The sequence below is a fragment of the Thermosporothrix hazakensis genome (assembly GCF_003253565.1).
GTDB classification, from domain to species: domain Bacteria; phylum Chloroflexota; class Ktedonobacteria; order Ktedonobacterales; family Ktedonobacteraceae; genus Thermosporothrix; species Thermosporothrix hazakensis.
Genome location: NZ_QKUF01000001.1, coordinates 54,438 through 71,288, shown reverse-complemented (window position 1 = coordinate 71,288; position 16,851 = coordinate 54,438). Strand labels below are relative to the sequence as shown.

Here is a 16,851-nt window from a genome sequence, read left to right as displayed (position 1 = left end):
AATGGAGGGAAGGCTTTTTGAAACCTTCCCTCTTTTTTGTCCCTTTGAACTGGCGATTAGCGCGCCTTTTTCCCTTTTTCCAGGATTTCCGGGAGCTTCTGTTCTAGCTGTTCTTCGTTGAGTCGTACAAGTGGCTTTTCCCCGGTTGAGAGCAGAGGTTCAAGCTCTTCACTTTCAATCAGAGGTGGCTCCAATGCCTTCGCAACGGGTTGTCGTTCGCGCCACCATGTAGCAATCTTTGCCGGGTCAACTTTGCCTAACTCGCCTGTCTCCGCGGCCTCCATTGACCAATCAAGAATGGCATCTTCAATGGAAACCTCATAGCCGGCTTTCTGGCTGAGCTTCCATTTATGATCCATGATGTCAAAGTAGGCATCCATCGGTTCCTGATCACTGGACAGGTTACGGCGAAGCATAAGGATCGTCGGTAAGTGATATCGTTCGTACCAGTCACGTGCAGCTTCTTCGATGCTGATGGGCCGTTTCTCGCGTTGGCTGCTCATAATCTGATGCCCCAGAATCATCTGATAGAGACGCGGTGCATACAGAGGCGGCATCGAGATATGAAGCAGCTCATACAATCTGCGCTGATACCAGCCGGGCAGAACGGTTGTTACCTGGAAGCGCTTGAAAACACGTTCCGTCGCTTCGGCCAGTGAAAACCCCCAACGATGGAGGGTGCGCAAGAAGCGTTGCGCTTGCAGCAGCGTGTCAAAGCCCTTGCTATGGGTAATCCGGGCATGTTCGCGCCGGAGCCAGCGATAGCGCCGCTCGAAGTAGCGGTAATCGCGGTCATCCAGCACTTTCTTGTCTTCCGGCAAGCCTTTTGCCTGGCGTAGATCTTCCGCCTGCCAGGCCAGAGACTCCCCGAACAGGGCTAAATCCTGCTCCCTCAGCTCGTCATTGACCGAATCGGGGAACAGTTCCGCTGTCTCTGCATCGGATAGAATCGCGAGAATTCGTCGACCATCAATACGTATCAGGACGTTCGCCAGTGAAGGGTCTCCCCAGTAGATGCCGTGCTCATGGAGCTCAACCATAAGGACAGCAACCGCTGAAAGAATCCGCTGTTTTGAGCGCTTTTTGAGTGGCAAGCGATAGAGCAGCACATGCGGGATCACGCGGGGGGCCAGACGGGTTACAGTATAGCCTCTATCCCCTTTGATATAGTCTCTGGCGCCCGGGATCCCCGGAATCTCAATCGGAATTGGTGGTGCGGCAACGGCCACGCTTCCAACCGGGCTGAGGGCTGGAATGCCTCTCCGCTCGATTTCGCGCAGGTTGCGGATTTCGCGCTCCGCCATATGAGGGGTTGTCTCCTTAATGGCATAGCGCATTCCCTGACACTCGACAAAAACGACCGGGTGCCGGGACTCGCCCCGCCGAATAATCAGCAGGTCTACACCCTGACTATCCCACTCGCTCAGCGGGGCATGCCAGGGCAACTTCTCCAATCTGTGCCGCTCGGATGGTGCCATGTTAAAGCGGATATCGGTTTTTGTTTTCACCTGTGTGTAAATGATAGCGAACCTCCCTGATGATTTTTTCAGTAAAGAAGCAACCATCCTTCCTTTGATTATAGTATATCGAGGGCATATGACGCAAACTCAGGCCGTAAATTAGTAAAATTGGATCCAGAGATTTAGAGCGAGATGAAAGGCCCGATAGCTTTCATGTAGACACTATGGGAGAGAATGGTGCTACCTGTCTATCCTTATTTCACGGTGTTGTAAGTGGTACCTGTATTGTAAAGGTACTCCCTTTTCCCCATTCACTGGCTACTGTTACTGTTCCTTTGTGATCCTGCACGATTCGCTGAACGATTGCCAGCCCCAGGCCGCTTCCATCCCGGTGGGCGCGGGCCTCGGCTGTGCGGTAGAAGCGCTCAAAGAGCAGAGGAATATCGTGTGCGGCAATCCCTGGCCCGGTATCACTGACGCGAAGCAGCGCCTGTTGTCCCTGCACGGTGAGCGAGAGGGAGACTATCCCCTCGGGCGGTGTATATTTCAGTGCATTGTCTATTAGCGCGACCAGAGCCTGCTTGAGCTGATCCGCGTCGCCCAGGACACACACCGGTTCCGTTTCCTGTAAACGCAGGCGCGGCCTGTTGCTCTCTTTAACACGATGATACTGGCGAAAAACGTCGAGCAGCAGGCTATCAAGCTTGACCTGACGGTGCTGTGGCGGTGCTGCCAGGCTGTCCGAACGCGCCAGCCAGAGAAGGTCGTTCACGAGGCGACTCATCCGTTCGGCCTCTGCCTGGACATCAGCCAGCGCTTCCTGTTGCTCCTCTGGCGGCAGATCCCGCGCCTTCGCAAGCAGATCGAGATTGCAGCGAATGGCAGTAATTGGTGCGCGAAGTTCGTGGGAGGCATCGGCGATAAAGCGTTGCTGCTCGCGATAGAGCCTTTCAAGCGCATCGAGCATGCGGTTAAAGGTTTCGGTGAGTGTCGTGAACTCATCGCGCACCAGGCCGGGCCTCTCGGGGAGACGCTTGCCAAAGTCGCGTGTCTCGCTAATCGTGCGGGCTGAGTTGGTGATGCGGCGCACGGTTCCGAGCAGTCCTCGACCGATCAGGCTATTGCCGAGGAGCGCCAGCCCAACAAGGAACAGTCCCTGTAGCAGATACATGCGCCGCAGCTCGTCCAGTCGCCGTTCAAGCAGGCGATAGCTTTGGGCGGTCTGAATAATATGGAGCGAATCGGGGCTTTTATAGGTAAAAACGCGGATACGCTCACTATGAAAGGTGATGGTGCTGTAGCGGCAAAGTGCTCCCATCTCTCGCTGATTGCAGTGCTCACCCTTTCCCTGAACAACGAGGCTTGCGCTTGCTGCATCCCAGGGAACCGGTGGCGGCGCCTGCGCCTGGATCCCGGTGTTCAGGATATCCTGCTCGGAGACGGTAGCAGTGGTTGCAAGCAGCGTAAAGCTGGAGTGCTCATAGCGCAAGACCTCGATTGCGATGGCCTCATCTCCCAGACCATTGAGCGCGGGAATGGTTTCAACGGGTGGGGTGGCTTGCATAAAGAGCATCTTACCCAGGCGCACGCTCAGGGCACGGGTTTGTAGCTCTCGATCGATACTGGTGTAGCCCTCTTGCTCGGTACGATTCAGCAGGAAGGCGCTGAAGAGCCAGAGCGCAAGTACAAGAATCAGCGTGTAGAATAATGTCAAGCGCCAGTGAAGCGGCAACGCATAACGTGATGCCTTGAACACATCAGGGCTCCTGAATACGCAGCACATAGCCAGTTCCGCGCACAGTCTGCAACAGGCGTGGCTCTCCATTCTGTTCCAGCTTGTTGCGCAAATGGCGGATGTAGACCTCAAGGACGTTCGGGCCACCCTCAAAGTCGTCCCCCCAGATTCGCTGCATAATCACCCCGCGGGGTAAGACGATGTGTGGGTTGCGCAGAAAGAGCGTCAGTAGCTCATACTCTGTTGTGCTCAGGTGGAAGGTGCGCCCGCCCCGGTGTCCCTGTCTGGTCGCGGTGTCCAGCTCCAGATCTTCAAAACGAAGCAGCTCGCGATTGATGCCTGCTGGTTGCTTCCGCCGCAACAGCGCCTTGACCCTGGCCAACAGCTCTTCAAGGGCAAACGGCTTGACCAGATAATCATCAGCGCCCAGTTCCAGCCCGCGTACACGATCAGGAATAGTGTCACGGGCGGACAGCATCAGAAGCGCGACGTCATTTTTTTCGGTGCGCAGGCGCCGACAGACCTCAAGCCCGCTGAGGTCCGGGAGCATGATATCCAGAATGACCAGATCTGGTGTCTGCGAACGAATCAGGTGCAGGGCCTGCTCTCCCGTGAAGGCACACGAGATCTGATAGCCTTCATAGCTCAGGCCACGACGGAGAGCGCTGATCACGCGGCTCTCGTCATCAACAATCAGTATCCGAGGGGTGAAGGGTGTGTCATATGTGTTTTTCATGCCAGCTTTTCCCGCTTCTACAGGAAACAACGTTTCAGTGCTACCATCTCATATCTGAAGCAGGCTGTCAAGAGGAACCTGAGTATGCTATGGTGTGACAGTACAGCAAAGAGCTGAATTCTATCTGAACATTGTTGAGAGATCGGAGCAATCTATGACAGTTCGCTTGCAAGCAAGTGATGATATTGAGCTACTGGTAACGTTGCTGCATGATGCCGATGAGGATGATGCGCGCATTCGCACGACGCTGACCAATCCCGCGTATATGTCTGCGGTGGCGCTGGTTGGAGAACAGGTCGTTGGCGCAGTCACGGTGCGCTGGCAGGAGGATGAGAGCGAGATTGAGTATGTCGCTGTGGTGCCAGAGGCCCGAGGGCGCGGCTATGGTAAGGAGATCATCGCGCAGGTGGTTGAGGAGGGTCGCAGGCGTAAGGTGGGCTCGCTGCTGGTCGGGACGGCTAATAGCTCATGGGAGAATATCGCGTTCTATCAGAAGTGTGGCTTTCGTATGGATCATGTGCGCCGGGATTTCTTTGCCTATATCCAGCCGCCAATTGTGGAAGATGGGATCCCGATGCTCGATATGCTGGTGTTGCGCTATCGCCTGTAAGCAGGATTGACCGGAGCGCGGCCAACCCTGCCACGGAAGAAACGATTATTCCTCGCTCTGTTCCGACTCGCGGCGCAGGGCTAGAAAGACAACAAGGGCCACAAGTGCCAGGACCAGTGGAAGAAGGATATTGATGTTGGAACCGGTGTGCTCTGGCTCTTCTGCCGGGTCAACAATCTCAACTGGTCTGTCGTTTGCTTCCTTTGCTGGATCAACCATGAACGTCGTTTCCTTTCAAATACGGAGTGCGCTGATGCACGCGTGCATCACTTCTATTATACTCGGGGTGTCACAAGAATCTTCCCAAAGCTCTGGCGGCTTTCCAGGCGGCTGTGAGCCCGGGCAATCTCTTCCAGCGGATAGGTGCTATCGATCACCGGTTCAAACACTTTTGCCGCGACCAGTTTCAGGACTTCGGCCAGATCTTGCCGGGTGCCGCCATAGGAGCCGATCAGCGTCATTTCTTTCGCGAACAGATTCCAGATATTCAGCGTGCTCTCGTTGCCGGTCGTCGCGCCGCAGGTGACCAGCTTGCCGTTACGGCTCAGGCAGGCGACGCTCTTTTCCCAGGTTTCCGCGCCGACGTGCTCGATCACGACATCTACGCCACGCTTATTGGTGAGGCGACGCACTTCCTTGAGAAAGTCCAGCTCATGGTAATGAATCACCTCATCGGCGCCTAGTTCAAGGGCCCGGGCGCGTTTCTCTTCGGTGCTGACCGTGGTAATCACGCGGGCCCCGCTCAGCTTGGCGAATTGGATAGCCGCGCTTCCGACACCGCTTCCTCCCGAGAGAATCAGCACATCCTGCCCGGGGTGCAGAGTCACGCGTTTCGTCAGCATATGCCAGGCGGTAATAGCTGCCAGGCCGACCGCTGCCGCTGAAAGCGTATCGACGCCCTCGGGCAGAGGCACAATATTTGTGGCAGGTACCCGTACATATTCTGCATAGCCGCCCTGGTTGCCAAGCCCCACAATGTCGCCTCTCAAGCAGATACATTCTTCGCCCGAGCGGCAGAACTCGCAGACACCACAAAAGAGATAGGGCGCAACAACGACAGCCTGTCCAATTTGCAGCCCGCTGACCGCGTTGCCCAGCGCCGCAATCTCGCCCGCGACCTCTGAGCCAGCGATGTGGGGCATGGGGGCTACTTTGGTGCGCCCGGTGCGTGAATAGATATCCAGCCGATTGATGCCACAGGCATGCACTTTGACGATCACATCTGTGGGGCCCGGAGTGGGTTCCGGTACGTCCTCAATGCGCAACACGCTTGTATCACCATGTTCGTGGAAAAGTGCAGCTTTCATGGATTCTCCTTTCAAATCTGCCCGCTTTACAGCACCTTCATCTGTTGCGATTGTGTTCCTCTTTCCATTGTATGCACAGGAGAGAGCGGTTGCAAGGAGCTTGCAGAAAAGGCATTCACCTTGACGATCTGGTTTGATCGCGCTATCATCCCTATACAGGCTTATCAATCATTTTGTAAGGATTTTGTGACTGGCGATGATGAACCAAATGCGAGGGCGCAACCTCAAGCACCTGGGATGTTTGACCGGGTTAACGATTGGCACGATTGTTGGAATTATTATTGCCGGCGTGCTGGCCGGTGCCTTTTTAGTGAACTATCAAATCGCGTCGTTGTTCTGGCTGATTCTGACTCTGATATGTGCGGTGGTAGGCTGGATTATCGGAGACAGGATATCTCCCAGGTTTGCTCAGTCTCAGAAGCCCGAAGAAACGTCTTCTGATTCTGCCGAGGACGCGGCACAACAGGCGTGAAGGCGTTGACAATAGAGAGTGTTCAGCCCGGCTTTTGACAACGGAAAAGGGCAGAGGTTTCGGGTTGAAACTTTTTCCTGGAAACAGGCGTGTCATGCAATAGTAGGGATTTGTATGGCAGGGTCTGGTATTTTCGTCAAATCTATGGTATAGTTTCTGTACATGCTACTATGGCTCTCTTTCCTTCTCCGAGAAAAGAGCATTGCCAGTGCGGGAGCAGCGTTGCTCAATGGCGATGATGCGAGTGATTGTGATTCCGTATCGCCGTGGCTGTTCCACGAAAGCCCGCCCGGATACGAGAATCCCCCTGAGTGCTGTCAATTTCACCTGTGTTTGAACAGTTCCGCTGGTCAGCACAAAAAAGGAGGATACCTCATGCAGTTTAACGAGTTTCGCCGTCCAGTCTCTGTTGATTTTGCCCCAAGCGGCAGCCGTTGCGAGTGGTGCGGGAAGCCCGCGGAGAGGCAGCTGACGGCTATCGGAGGAACCTACCATAACGAGAGCGGAACCTTTTGTCGCTCGTGTGGGGAGCAATTCGCTCAGGCTGTAATCAATTCAATTGCGATGACAACCATCACACCCGGACTGGAAAACTTCTAATTTTATTCTTTCCCTTCCTGAACCCTGTCTAGCGAACAGGGGAATGGTCTCTGTTGAGCCGCTGCGCCTCGAAAAGCCAGATACTCAATGCTGAAAAACAAAAGGCCAGCACTCACCCGAATGAGGCTGGCCTTTCTTGTTCTGCGTCTTGTATTTCTTTAGCTGCTATGCAAAACGCTGGATATATTGCTCAACGTCGAACTCTTTCGCTTTCTCAACCAGCTGTTGCGCTGCCTGGTCCATCGTCGGACGCTCTTCACGGTAGAGGAGACCAATAAATGGCTTTTCTGTTTCCATTGCCAGGGCCATTGCCTTTGCACGGTCGCTCGGGTCATGGTCTTCTGGTACAGGGGTAACAGCGGCATCCCAGGCATCAAAGGTATGGTAGAACGTCGGGCAGGGGCTAAGCGCATGGATGAAGGAGAAGCCCTTGTGCTGAATACCCTGCTCGATCAATGCTGCCAGCTCTTTGGGCTTGGCGGAATAGCCGCGAGCCACAAAGCTCACGTTGAGCGAGAGTGCGGTGAGCAGCGGATTGAACTGCGAGGCCATCAGGCCGTATGGCGTCGATTTGGTCACATGGCCATGCGGCGACGTCGGAGAGGTTTGCCCTTTGGTCAGGCCGTAGATCTCGTTATCCATCACGACGACTGTGATGTCAATGTTGCGGAGGGCGGCGTGAACCAGATGACCAGCGCCAATGCTGAAGAAGTCTCCATCACCGCCAACGGCAACAACCGTGAGATCCGGGCGCGCCATTTTCAATCCCTGAGCGACAGGCAGGGCACGACCGTGGACGCTGTGAAAGCCGAAGGTCTTCATGAAGTGCGGGAAGCGACTTGAGCAGCCGATACCGGAAACCACTACGGTCTGATCTGGAGCAAGTTTCATGCCAGAAATACCGCGCAGGGTTGCGTTCAGCACACCAAAGTCTCCACATCCCGGACACCATGTCGGTTTAACCGTGCTTTTATAGTCCTTCGGGGTGGGATTTATGATCGTTTGCGTCATTGTTTAACAAACCTCCTCAATGGCCCGGAGAATTTCGCCAGCGGTGAAGGGGATACCACCGAACTTATTCACGCGGGTCGCCTGAAGACCGTACTTTGCACCGAGCAGATTCGCCAATTGACCGGAGTAGTTACACTCGGGCACAATCACCTTCTGAACCGAATGGATGAACTCTTTGATCGTGCGGTCAGGCAATGGTGACAGAATCTTGAGATGCAGAGATGCCACTTTATATCCCTTAGCACGTGCGCGATCCACTGCCTCCTGAATGGTGCCCTCGGTTGAGCCCCACCCGATCAGTCCAATGGTTGCATCTGCATCGCCATAGCGTACGGGTTTGGGCAGCTCCTCGGCGGCAGTCAGCAGCTTGCGGAAGCGCTTTTCCATCATGGCTGTATGGTCTTCTGGTTCGTAGTCAGGGTGCCCATACTCATCGTGCTCCAGACCGGTCGCGACATAGGGGGCGGCTCCGGCTCCGGGCGCGGTCATCGGTGAAACACCGCTGGCAGTATAGGCAAAGCGGGCAAAGCCAGGGGCGCCAACAGGGGTCTTTTCCTCTGTCTCCTCGGTGGCTTCAGGTTTGAGGCGCTCCCAGATCTCTCCGGGTTTAAAGATATGTCTATCAACGCTCTCAACGCGGGCCGTTAGAGACTGGTCAGTCAGGAAAATGACGGGCATCTGATAGCGCTCTGCCATATTAAAGGCCAGGATCATCAGTTCATAGCAGTCGGCAACATCGGCCGGTGCCACGATCATGCGCGGGGTATCGCCGTGGCCTGCATGCAGGGCAAAGCTCAGGTCTGATTGCTCCATTTTTGTGGGCATGCCGGTACTTGGACCAGCCCGCTGGGCGTCGACGATGACGGCGGGAAGCTCGGCCATTGAGGAAAGGCCGATCAACTCGGTCATCAGCGAGAAACCAGGGCCGGAGGTCGCTGTCATGGCGCGTGCGCCACCGAATGAGGCTCCAAGCACCGCGGCCAGCGCGGCCATCTCGTCTTCTGCCTGAAGGAAGGTCCCTCCGACAAGGGGAAGCTCTTTTGCCATCGCTTCCATGATATCGCTGGCGGGTGTGATTGGATAACCTGCGAAGAAGCGGCATCTGGCGGCAAGTGCGCCCGCGACAACTGCCTGATTTCCGTTGAGCACGACTCGATCTGCCTTCTCGACTGCGCCTAGCAGATAAGGGTCATGTTTGGAAATGTTTTCCCGCACGTATTTCTGCGCAATGTCCAGTGCCAGCATGTTCTTTTCCATCAGAACCGGGTTGGCTTTGCGCGACTTAGACAGCTTGGATTGTACCACCTGGGTAATCGCTTCAATCGGAGGCCCGAACAGCGTCGCGATCGCTCCAAGCATGACGACGTTCTTGGTCTGGAAGAGCTGTACTTCCTTACGCGCAATCTGGTTGAACGGGATTGCGTAGGTGATGAAGTCGCCTGTCTCGGGAGTAAAATCTGCTGGATCATAGACCAGCACGCCACCGTGGCGCAGATCGCTCACATTGCGTTCATAGGCCTCTTTGTTCAAGCAGATGAGCACGTCGGCATAATCACCCATAGATTTTACCGGGTGATCGCTGATGCGCACCTGGAACATACAGGGGCCGCCGAGAATCTCGGCCGGGAACGTTCTGAAGGTATAGACATGGTATCCCCAGCGGGCGGCAGCCAATGCCAGGATGTCGCCTCCGGATATAACACCTTCACCCGATTCGCCTCCGATTCGGATTGTAACTTCGTTCTCCACTGAAAATCTCCCTCAGAAAAACGTTAGACCGCGCCCTATCCCGTGTAGCGCGGCTGAAAAAAGTGCTAGCGGGTTTCGCCTGTTTGGGGAGTTGACCTCAAGAGGCGGTTGTGTATAGTGCTTCACAACCAAAGAGGAAATTTGGCAGTGAGTCTTATGTTTGTTGCTACTTCCGGCTGAGCAGCAGTGAAACATGATGATGAGCCCGCTATCCTCCTCTGTTTCCGTTTCCTGTCTGCTTTTGTTTATAAACAAACATAATGCCTGATACAAAGAACATAAGGCTCTAAAAGTAGAACCTCACTTATGACTGTTTGTAATTATAGCATACTTGAGCAGAAGTGTCAGAGAATAGGGAAAAAACTCATCCTCCGGGAATGGTCTGGTTCTTTTGAGGTTCGTGGCCCTGCCCTACGCTCTCAGGTCGCGTGTGGAGCGTGATCAGCGGCTTGAGCACTGACGAAAGAGACAACCGGGCCCCGCTTGTCATAGCTCCATCTTTTTCCCCCTTTCCGACAAAAAATCTCTGCAATATCCTGGCTTCTGATCGGGTTGCACTGCTTCCTTGCTTTGATTGATTTCTTTTGCTTTTCTCTGTTTCAAGATATTCCATCAAATAGCATATTTTTGGGCGGCTGGTCACCTCTCCTTCCGGAGTTACGCCTGTTGCCTATAGGGCAGATGACCCATGTCAGAGCGCGTATGATCGAGTACACTGAGAGCGGTGCATATCGATGTCTATGAAAGGAGGGGCGGAATGATTCGGAATTTGTATCGTGTCTACCTCTATGCGGTCTATATTGCTTTATTGGATTATATCGTTTTTGCGACGTCGCGGTTTCTTGAAGCCCTTTTTCGCTTTGTGTTGCCTCATGAGGGGAATGTCTCCACGCAGTTCACACAGGCTACCATTTTCGCTGTTGTCTCCTGGGTGCTGGCTGGTGCGCTCATTGTGCTGCATGTCTGGCTGATTCGGCGAGATATCCAGAATCACCCGGAGGCACGAGGGAGCGCCATTCGACACTTCTTCTTGAATCTTGCTCAGGGAGCAAACGCGCTGACAGCCTTCTATACACTCCTCTTCGCGTTCCAGATCCTGACCTTGACGAACGGTGCAGGTGTACAGTGGTCGCTGGCGGCTGGAATCTCAACCCTGGCGCTCTGGGGCTGGCTGCAATGGGAGCGACAGCACTCGCTTCCTGCCACAAATGGCGCTCGTTTCTGGGAGCGTCTGCACCTCTTTGGGGTACAAGCAGTGCTTCTGCTCACGGTGGGCTGGCCGTGGGATAACGGAGTCCGTACCCTGATGGAGATGGGGATGCAGGGCAGTACTCGTCTCTGTTCTTATTATGGCAGTTACTCGTACTGTGAGACCTACCAGCTCTTCTGGGTCATTGTCAGTATGTTCTGGCCGCTTGCCTGCTGGTTCTTTTATGCCTGGCTGACCCGAAACGAGACGGGGAAAGTGGCACGTTTTCTGCTGCATGGTCTGGGCTTTGCCTGGGGGATAGTGCTGTTGCTCAACGGAGTGAATATGCTCGGGAATGTGCTGTTCTCGGCGCTATACGGGCACCCCTTGCCACTTAAGGAGATCTTTGGCAGAGAGGCAAATCATAACTTTCTGGTGTACCTTGTACTGGCGCTGATCGTGATGGGCGTTTATGTCTGGCTCTATGCGCGTGGAATGCGGCAAGGGCTGCTTGAGCGTCCTGTTGGGCGTCTGATCCTGGTGGCGATCGTGACAATTGTCAGTGCCGGGTCCTTCTGGGTTGGCTGTGGCCTGACTCTCTACAACGCGCTTCAGCTTGCCGATGTCAAAGCCTGGATCAATTGCCTTTCCATAATACTGGCGGGTCTGGCATTTGTGCCATTGGATCTCTACCTGCTGTGGCGAGTGCGACGCGATCCCCAGAACGCGCAGGGGCCACGGCGTGGTGTGGTGCTGTTCCTGCTTGGGGCGGGTATCCTGGCGGGCGTGATTGGCGCGGCTTCGGCGCTCTATGCCTTTGGCTCAAGTGTGCTTGGTTCCGCGTTGGAGAACGGAACGCAGGTCATGCATGCGGGCCTTTCCGCGTTTCTCATTGGCTTGATCCTTTTCTGCATCTACTTCCTGGCAGGATACCGCGAGCACTTATTGGTCTTCCACAAGGAGCCCGCGCCATCTGCACCGCAACTGACAACGCTTGAGGCGATCCTTGATGCGTTTCGGGCAGACCAGATCACGCGCGAGCAGGCGTTAACCGCTTTGAGAACCTATATGGAGATCCATCATCAGCAGGAGCCTGAAGTGCGGCCTCCGTCGGTGTCAGAAGAAGAGGCACGACCATCGAAGCCTGACGAAGAGCAATGACGAAGGGGAAACGGGCTGTTCAAATGAGCGGCCTGTTTCGGTATCTCGGGCAAATTCGCTTCCGTACCCTCTTCCCAAGTTGGGCTGAGTATGGTACAATGGCGAGGCAGAAGAGAGTGCGGGCCTATAGCTCAGCGGTTAGAGCAGTCGGCTCATAACCGATTGGTCGCAGGTTCGAATCCTGCTGGGCCCACCCGCAGCCGCGTTTCCTTCCTGAAAGAAAAGGAGACGCGGTTTTTTATTGCCCGCTTTCGCCTGAAATCCCCGAGATCACTTCCGGTACGCTGTCATCAGCAAGGCGCAATCATGCGTGACAGGTAGCAGCGGGGGTATATTTCCCCTGGCAGTAGTCGTAGACAATTCGTAGAGGTTCATGATGAAAGCGTTGCAAAGGAAAAGACCTCATGTCGTCATCGTCGGGGCTGGTTTTGGCGGTTTGCAGGCGGCTCGTGCGCTTGGTAAGGCACCAGTTGATGTGACGGTGATCGACCGCAATAATCATCATCTCTTCCAGCCTCTCCTGTATCAGGTGGCAACTGCGGTGCTTTCTCCGGCGGATATCTCGGCCCCGATCCGCGCGGTGGTCAGGCGTCAGCGAAACACCGAGGTGTTGATGGCGGAAGTTACGGGTGTTGATCTTGAACGTCAGGAAGTGATTACCCATGAGCGCCGCATTTCGTATGACTACCTGATTATCGCGACCGGGGCGGCGCATAGCTACTTTGGCCACGACGAATGGGGCGCGTACTCGTCCGGCCTGAAGACGATTGTGAATGCGACCTCCATTCGGCGCAGGCTGCTGCTGGCTTTTGAGGCGGCGGAGTTGGAACCCGACCCGGAGAAACGGCGGGCGCTGCTGACCTTTGTGCTGGTTGGCGGTGGACCGACCGGGGTCGAGATGGCGGGCGCGATTGCTGAGCTGGCGCACAAAGTCCTGGCAGGCGATTTCAGACATTTCGATCCCCGTGAGTCACGTATTCTCCTGCTTGAGGCGCTGCCGCGTATCCTGCCAGCTTTCCCCGAGCATCTGGCGCAGCGGGCCCAGGAGGCACTGACCCATCTGGGGGTAGAGGTCAGAACCAGCTCACCGGTCGAGAAGATCGACGAGGAAGGGGTGATTGCAGGCGGCGGGCGCATTCCTTCGCACAATGTGATCTGGACGGCTGGTGTCTCAGCCTCGCCTGCTGGCAAGTGGCTGAACGCTGAGGTAGACCGTGCCGGACGCGTCAAAGTGCTGGCGAACCTGACGCTCCCCGATTATCCGAATGTCTTTGTGATCGGCGATACGGCCTGTGCCTTGCAGAAGGGAAAACCGCTGCCGGGTGTCGCGCCAGTAGCGATGCAGCAGGGGCGCTATGTGGCCGACGTGATTCGGCGGAGAGTAACCGGACAGCGCTTTCCGGGCCCCTTCCGCTATCGGAACAAGGGAAGTCTGGCAACGGTCGGGCGCTCGTTTGGCATCGCGGATCTGGGGAAACTCCAGTTCGCGGGCTTTTCGGGCTGGCTGCTGTGGCTGATTGTGCATATCATTTATCTGATCGGATTTCGTAATCGGGTGCTGGTGCTCTTCCAGTGGGCCTGGGCTTTCCTGACCTTTGAGCGTGGGGCCCGACTGATTACCTTTGAATCAACGGCAAAATCTCCGGTTGATGAGCCAATCGAAGAACTCCTCTGAGGATCTGAATGGGGTGCGGAGCGAAACTTCCCGTAGCTGTGATTCGTGTTATTGATAGATGCGAGAGCAAGCAATGGGTGTTCGCTCCCGCGCTACCCTGTTACATCAACAACACTCCCACAGTTGCAATAAAGAGAAATACACAAAAAAGCGAAGAGTGAATTTTCTACATCTCATCACGACATGATGATGACTGTCAGGGATAGAAGGAGAGCAATTTATGGTTACTCGGACAAGGAATGTTGAAGCACAGCCCAAACTTCACCAGCGTTCATATGAGATCCAGCAGTTCGGACAGCTCCACGCGGTGCCGCTCGGTCTGCCAGAAAATGCGATCAAGGAGAACGTTGAACTGCTGAACAAGCTCGTGCTCGACTCGATCATGCTCTATAATATGTATAAGAAACATCACTGGCATATGGCCGGGCCGACCTTCTATCAGCTTCACCTCTTGCTGGATAAGCATGCCGAGCAGATCTTAGAGACCATCGACCTGCTGGCCGAGCGCGTGCAGATGCTGGGTGGCGTTGCAGCGGGCATGCCGCATGATGTGGTGGAAAACACCCGGATTGAGCGTCCGCCGAAGGGCGAAGAGGCGGTACCTGCAATGATCGCGCGTCTGGTTGATGCCCATGCGACGATTATCAAGGCCCTGCGTGAGGCCATTGAGACAACCGAGAAGAACAAGGATTATGGCACAAACGATCTGCTTGTCTCGGATGTGCTGCGTATGCATGAGATGCAGGTTTGGTTCCTGTCTCAGCATCTGGTTGATACACCGCTGATTGGTGAAGAGACGAATAAATAAACCTCTGGTTTTCAGGCGTAGGGTCAATCTCCGAGACGGAAGAGTGTTTTGTCCGACACTCCTTCCGTCTTTTTTTGTTGTTGCTTGATTGATAGATGAAAATGTACTGCTTTTTTCGCCTGCTATGGTGAAAGCAGAAAGCAATGCTGCTTGCGTAAGGTCTATTTTCAGTATCAAGCAGGAGTGGAAAAGAGAGTGAAACCGTCACAAACAACGACGACAATAACGGCTACGCCGAAATATGATCAGCGCTCTGTGATTATTCAGCGTGCCGATCAGGTGCATTCCATGCCTATCGGGCTCTCCGAGCAGGCCTGTAGTGAGAGTTGTAAGCAACTCAATCTCATTCTGGCCGACTCGATTATGCTCTACAACATGTATAAGAAACATCACTGGCAGATGTCGGGTCCGACCTTCTATCAACTGCACCTGCTGATGGACAAGCATGCCAATGAGATTCTCAAAACCATCGACCTGGTGGCAGAGCGTATTCAGACGCTTGGCGGTGTCTCTATTGGCATGCCGCATGATATTGTTGAGATCACGAATATCGAGCGCCCGCCAAAAGACGAGGAAGATGTCCCTGCTATGCTTTCCCGGCTGATCCGGGCACAGTCGACCGTCATTGATGACGTGCGCAAGGGCATCGAGATTACCGAGCGCAACAAGGATTATGGCACCAATGATATGTTAATGTCTGAGGTGCTGCGAACACATGAAATGCACATCTGGTTCGTCTCCGAACATCTGGTCGATACGCCACTGATCGGCGAAGAGAGCAACGGACAGCGAAAGTAAAGCGAGATTGCCTGTGAGGCCGACAGCATTTCTCCCCCTGGACTGTCGGTCTCTTTTTCGTGTTGTCTTGACTTCGGGCCACCTATCCATTTTCTCTCTCCTGTGGTATACTCCCAATTGCGCTGCGGTATCATTTTTCTTTTTTTTAGAATAACTGGAACAACTGGGGATAGAACATGTTCTTCGACCATACAAAGATTTTTGTGAAAGCCGGTGATGGTGGAAATGGCTCTTCTCACTTCCGTCGTGAAAAGTTTGCTCCCTTCGGGGGCCCCGACGGTGGTGACGGTGGCAGAGGTGGCAGTGTCTACCTGGTTGCGACCGAGAGCATGAACACGCTGGTTGATTATCGTTACCGGCATCATTTCAAGGCCACTCCGGGCGAAGCCGGTATGCGCCAGAAAATGCATGGGGCAAAGGGGGAAGATGTCTACTTAAAGGTTCCCTGCGGCACTGTTGTTCGCGACGCGGAGACCGGGGAGCTGATCGCTGATCTGGTGGAGCCCGGTCAGGAGGTCATGGTTGCGCGTGGTGGGCGTGGCGGCCTGGGGAACGTGCACTTTGCCACTGCGACCAATCAGGCACCGACAGAGGCCCAGAAGGGAGAGCCGGGCGAGGAACGCTGGATCACGCTAGAGCTGCGTCTGATTGCTGATGTGGGGCTGGTCGGGTACCCGAACGCCGGAAAGTCGACCCTGCTTTCTGTGGTCTCGGCGGCCCGTCCCAAGATTGCCGACTACCCCTTTACGACGCTCACGCCGAATCTGGGCGTAGTCGAGGTCGGGCAAATCAGCCGGGGCAGCGGGTTTAGCTTTGTGATCGCTGATATCCCTGGCCTGATTGAGGGAGCCTCTCAGGGCGTCGGCCTCGGTCATGAGTTCCTGAGGCACGTGCGGCGCACTCGCCTGCTGATCCATATGCTGGATGGGGCGGCCTTCGATCGGGAGCCCTGGGACGATTTTCAGACGATTAACGCCGAGCTTCGCGAGTATGATGAGCAACTGGCGCAGCGCCCACAGGTTGTGGTGCTGAATAAGATTGATCTTCCCGAGGCTCGCGAGCACTGGGAGACGCTGAAGGCAAAAGCGGAGGAGGCTGGCTATCCGGTCTTCGCGATCTCGGCGGCGGCACGGCAGGGCGTCGATGATCTGATGCAGTATGTGGCGCAACGCCTGCAAGAAATTCAGCGCGAAGAGGCAGAGCGTGCGGCGCTGGCGGCTGCCGAGGTTGGTGGCACGGTGCTGCGCCCGCAACCTGAGGACTCCTTTACGGTGACGCAGGAGAGCAAGGGTGTGTTCGTGGTGCGTGGACGGCGCATTGAGCGTATGGTTGGTATGACCGACATCGAGAATGACGAGGCAATGGCTCGCCTGGAGGCCTCGCTTGAGAAGATGGGCGTGACAAAGGCGCTGGAAGAGGCTGGCGTGCGTGTCGGTGATCTTGTCCGCTTTGGCAAGGTTGAGCTCTTGTGGGGTGAATAGCGCCTGGCTTCAGGCAGGTGTACAACTGATTTTTGCGCTTCTCGACCAATAGTGTCTTC

Annotated in this window: 15 protein-coding genes and 1 tRNA gene; 9 read left to right on the top strand and 7 right to left on the bottom strand. The window is 55.1% G+C overall.

Annotated features, from left to right (window positions below):
• Nucleotides 1-56 precede the first annotated feature (56 nt).
• The 3 genes from EI42_RS00265 to EI42_RS00255 all read right to left on the bottom strand — a co-directional run bounded on the left by EI42_RS00265 (nt 57) and on the right by EI42_RS00255 (nt 3,931).
• Nucleotides 57-1,478, bottom strand: a complete 1,422-nt coding sequence (locus EI42_RS00265; RefSeq protein ID WP_211325978.1) for a DUF4032 domain-containing protein — start codon at nt 1,476-1,478, stop codon at nt 57-59.
• A gap of 241 nt (nt 1,479-1,719) precedes the next feature.
• Nucleotides 1,720-3,216, bottom strand: a complete 1,497-nt coding sequence (locus EI42_RS00260; RefSeq protein ID WP_170142246.1) for a sensor histidine kinase — start codon at nt 3,214-3,216, stop codon at nt 1,720-1,722.
• A 1-nt stretch (nt 3,217) separates the two neighbouring features.
• The gene (locus EI42_RS00255) at nt 3,218-3,931 is read right to left on the bottom strand and encodes a response regulator transcription factor (RefSeq protein WP_111317519.1); all 714 of its coding nucleotides are present in this window, start codon (nt 3,929-3,931) and stop codon (nt 3,218-3,220) included.
• A 154-nt stretch (nt 3,932-4,085) separates the two neighbouring features.
• Here EI42_RS00255 and EI42_RS00250 point away from each other — a divergent pair, with 154 nt between their 5' ends.
• Nucleotides 4,086-4,541, top strand: coding sequence for a GNAT family N-acetyltransferase (locus tag EI42_RS00250; protein ID WP_137686079.1), 456 nt, complete (start codon nt 4,086-4,088; stop codon nt 4,539-4,541).
• A 45-nt stretch (nt 4,542-4,586) separates the two neighbouring features.
• Here the strand turns inward: EI42_RS00250 and EI42_RS32230 are convergent, their stop codons facing one another.
• Entirely contained in the window at nt 4,587-4,760 is a 174-nt protein-coding gene (locus EI42_RS32230; RefSeq protein ID WP_170142245.1) for a hypothetical protein, read from the bottom strand.
• Nucleotides 4,761-4,816: 56 nt separating this feature from the next.
• Nucleotides 4,817-5,848 (bottom strand): zinc-binding dehydrogenase, encoded by a 1,032-nt coding sequence (locus EI42_RS00245; protein ID WP_111317517.1) that lies wholly within the window; start codon nt 5,846-5,848, stop codon nt 4,817-4,819.
• 196 nt (nt 5,849-6,044) lie between these two features.
• On the opposite strand from EI42_RS00245, the gene EI42_RS00240 reads away from it, so the two are divergent.
• Nucleotides 6,045-6,320 (top strand): hypothetical protein, encoded by a 276-nt coding sequence (locus EI42_RS00240; RefSeq protein ID WP_111317516.1) that lies wholly within the window; start codon nt 6,045-6,047, stop codon nt 6,318-6,320.
• Between the two features lie 375 nt (nt 6,321-6,695).
• Nucleotides 6,696-6,920, top strand: coding sequence for a hypothetical protein (locus EI42_RS31815; RefSeq protein WP_137686078.1), 225 nt, complete (start codon nt 6,696-6,698; stop codon nt 6,918-6,920).
• A 165-nt stretch (nt 6,921-7,085) separates the two neighbouring features.
• Here EI42_RS31815 and EI42_RS00230 read toward each other — a convergent pair whose 3' ends face one another.
• Both EI42_RS00230 and EI42_RS00225 read right to left on the bottom strand, forming a co-directional pair.
• Nucleotides 7,086-7,931, bottom strand: a complete 846-nt coding sequence (locus tag EI42_RS00230) for a 2-oxoacid:ferredoxin oxidoreductase subunit beta (RefSeq protein WP_111317514.1) — start codon at nt 7,929-7,931, stop codon at nt 7,086-7,088.
• A gap of 3 nt (nt 7,932-7,934) precedes the next feature.
• On the bottom strand, nt 7,935-9,680 hold the full coding sequence (locus EI42_RS00225) for a 2-oxoacid:acceptor oxidoreductase subunit alpha (RefSeq protein WP_111317513.1): 1,746 nt from the start codon (nt 9,678-9,680) through the stop codon (nt 7,935-7,937).
• Nucleotides 9,681-10,437: 757 nt separating this feature from the next.
• On the opposite strand from EI42_RS00225, the gene EI42_RS00215 reads away from it, so the two are divergent.
• The 6 genes from EI42_RS00215 to obgE all read left to right on the top strand — a co-directional run bounded on the left by EI42_RS00215 (nt 10,438) and on the right by obgE (nt 16,792).
• Nucleotides 10,438-12,030, top strand: coding sequence for a DUF5671 domain-containing protein (locus EI42_RS00215; protein ID WP_111317511.1), 1,593 nt, complete (start codon nt 10,438-10,440; stop codon nt 12,028-12,030).
• 120 nt (nt 12,031-12,150) lie between these two features.
• Nucleotides 12,151-12,223, top strand: a tRNA-Ile gene (locus EI42_RS00210).
• Nucleotides 12,224-12,415: 192 nt separating this feature from the next.
• Nucleotides 12,416-13,705 (top strand): NAD(P)/FAD-dependent oxidoreductase, encoded by a 1,290-nt coding sequence (locus EI42_RS00205; protein ID WP_249033437.1) that lies wholly within the window; start codon nt 12,416-12,418, stop codon nt 13,703-13,705.
• A 220-nt stretch (nt 13,706-13,925) separates the two neighbouring features.
• The gene (locus EI42_RS00200; RefSeq protein WP_111317509.1) at nt 13,926-14,513 is read left to right on the top strand and encodes a Dps family protein; all 588 of its coding nucleotides are present in this window, start codon (nt 13,926-13,928) and stop codon (nt 14,511-14,513) included.
• Nucleotides 14,514-14,708: 195 nt separating this feature from the next.
• On the top strand, nt 14,709-15,311 hold the full coding sequence (locus tag EI42_RS00195; protein WP_246046296.1) for a Dps family protein: 603 nt from the start codon (nt 14,709-14,711) through the stop codon (nt 15,309-15,311).
• A 176-nt stretch (nt 15,312-15,487) separates the two neighbouring features.
• Nucleotides 15,488-16,792: a GTPase ObgE gene (gene obgE, locus EI42_RS00190; RefSeq protein WP_111317508.1), complete on the top strand. Its 1,305-nt coding sequence runs from the start codon at nt 15,488-15,490 to the stop codon at nt 16,790-16,792.
• Nucleotides 16,793-16,851: the final 59 nt, after the last annotated feature.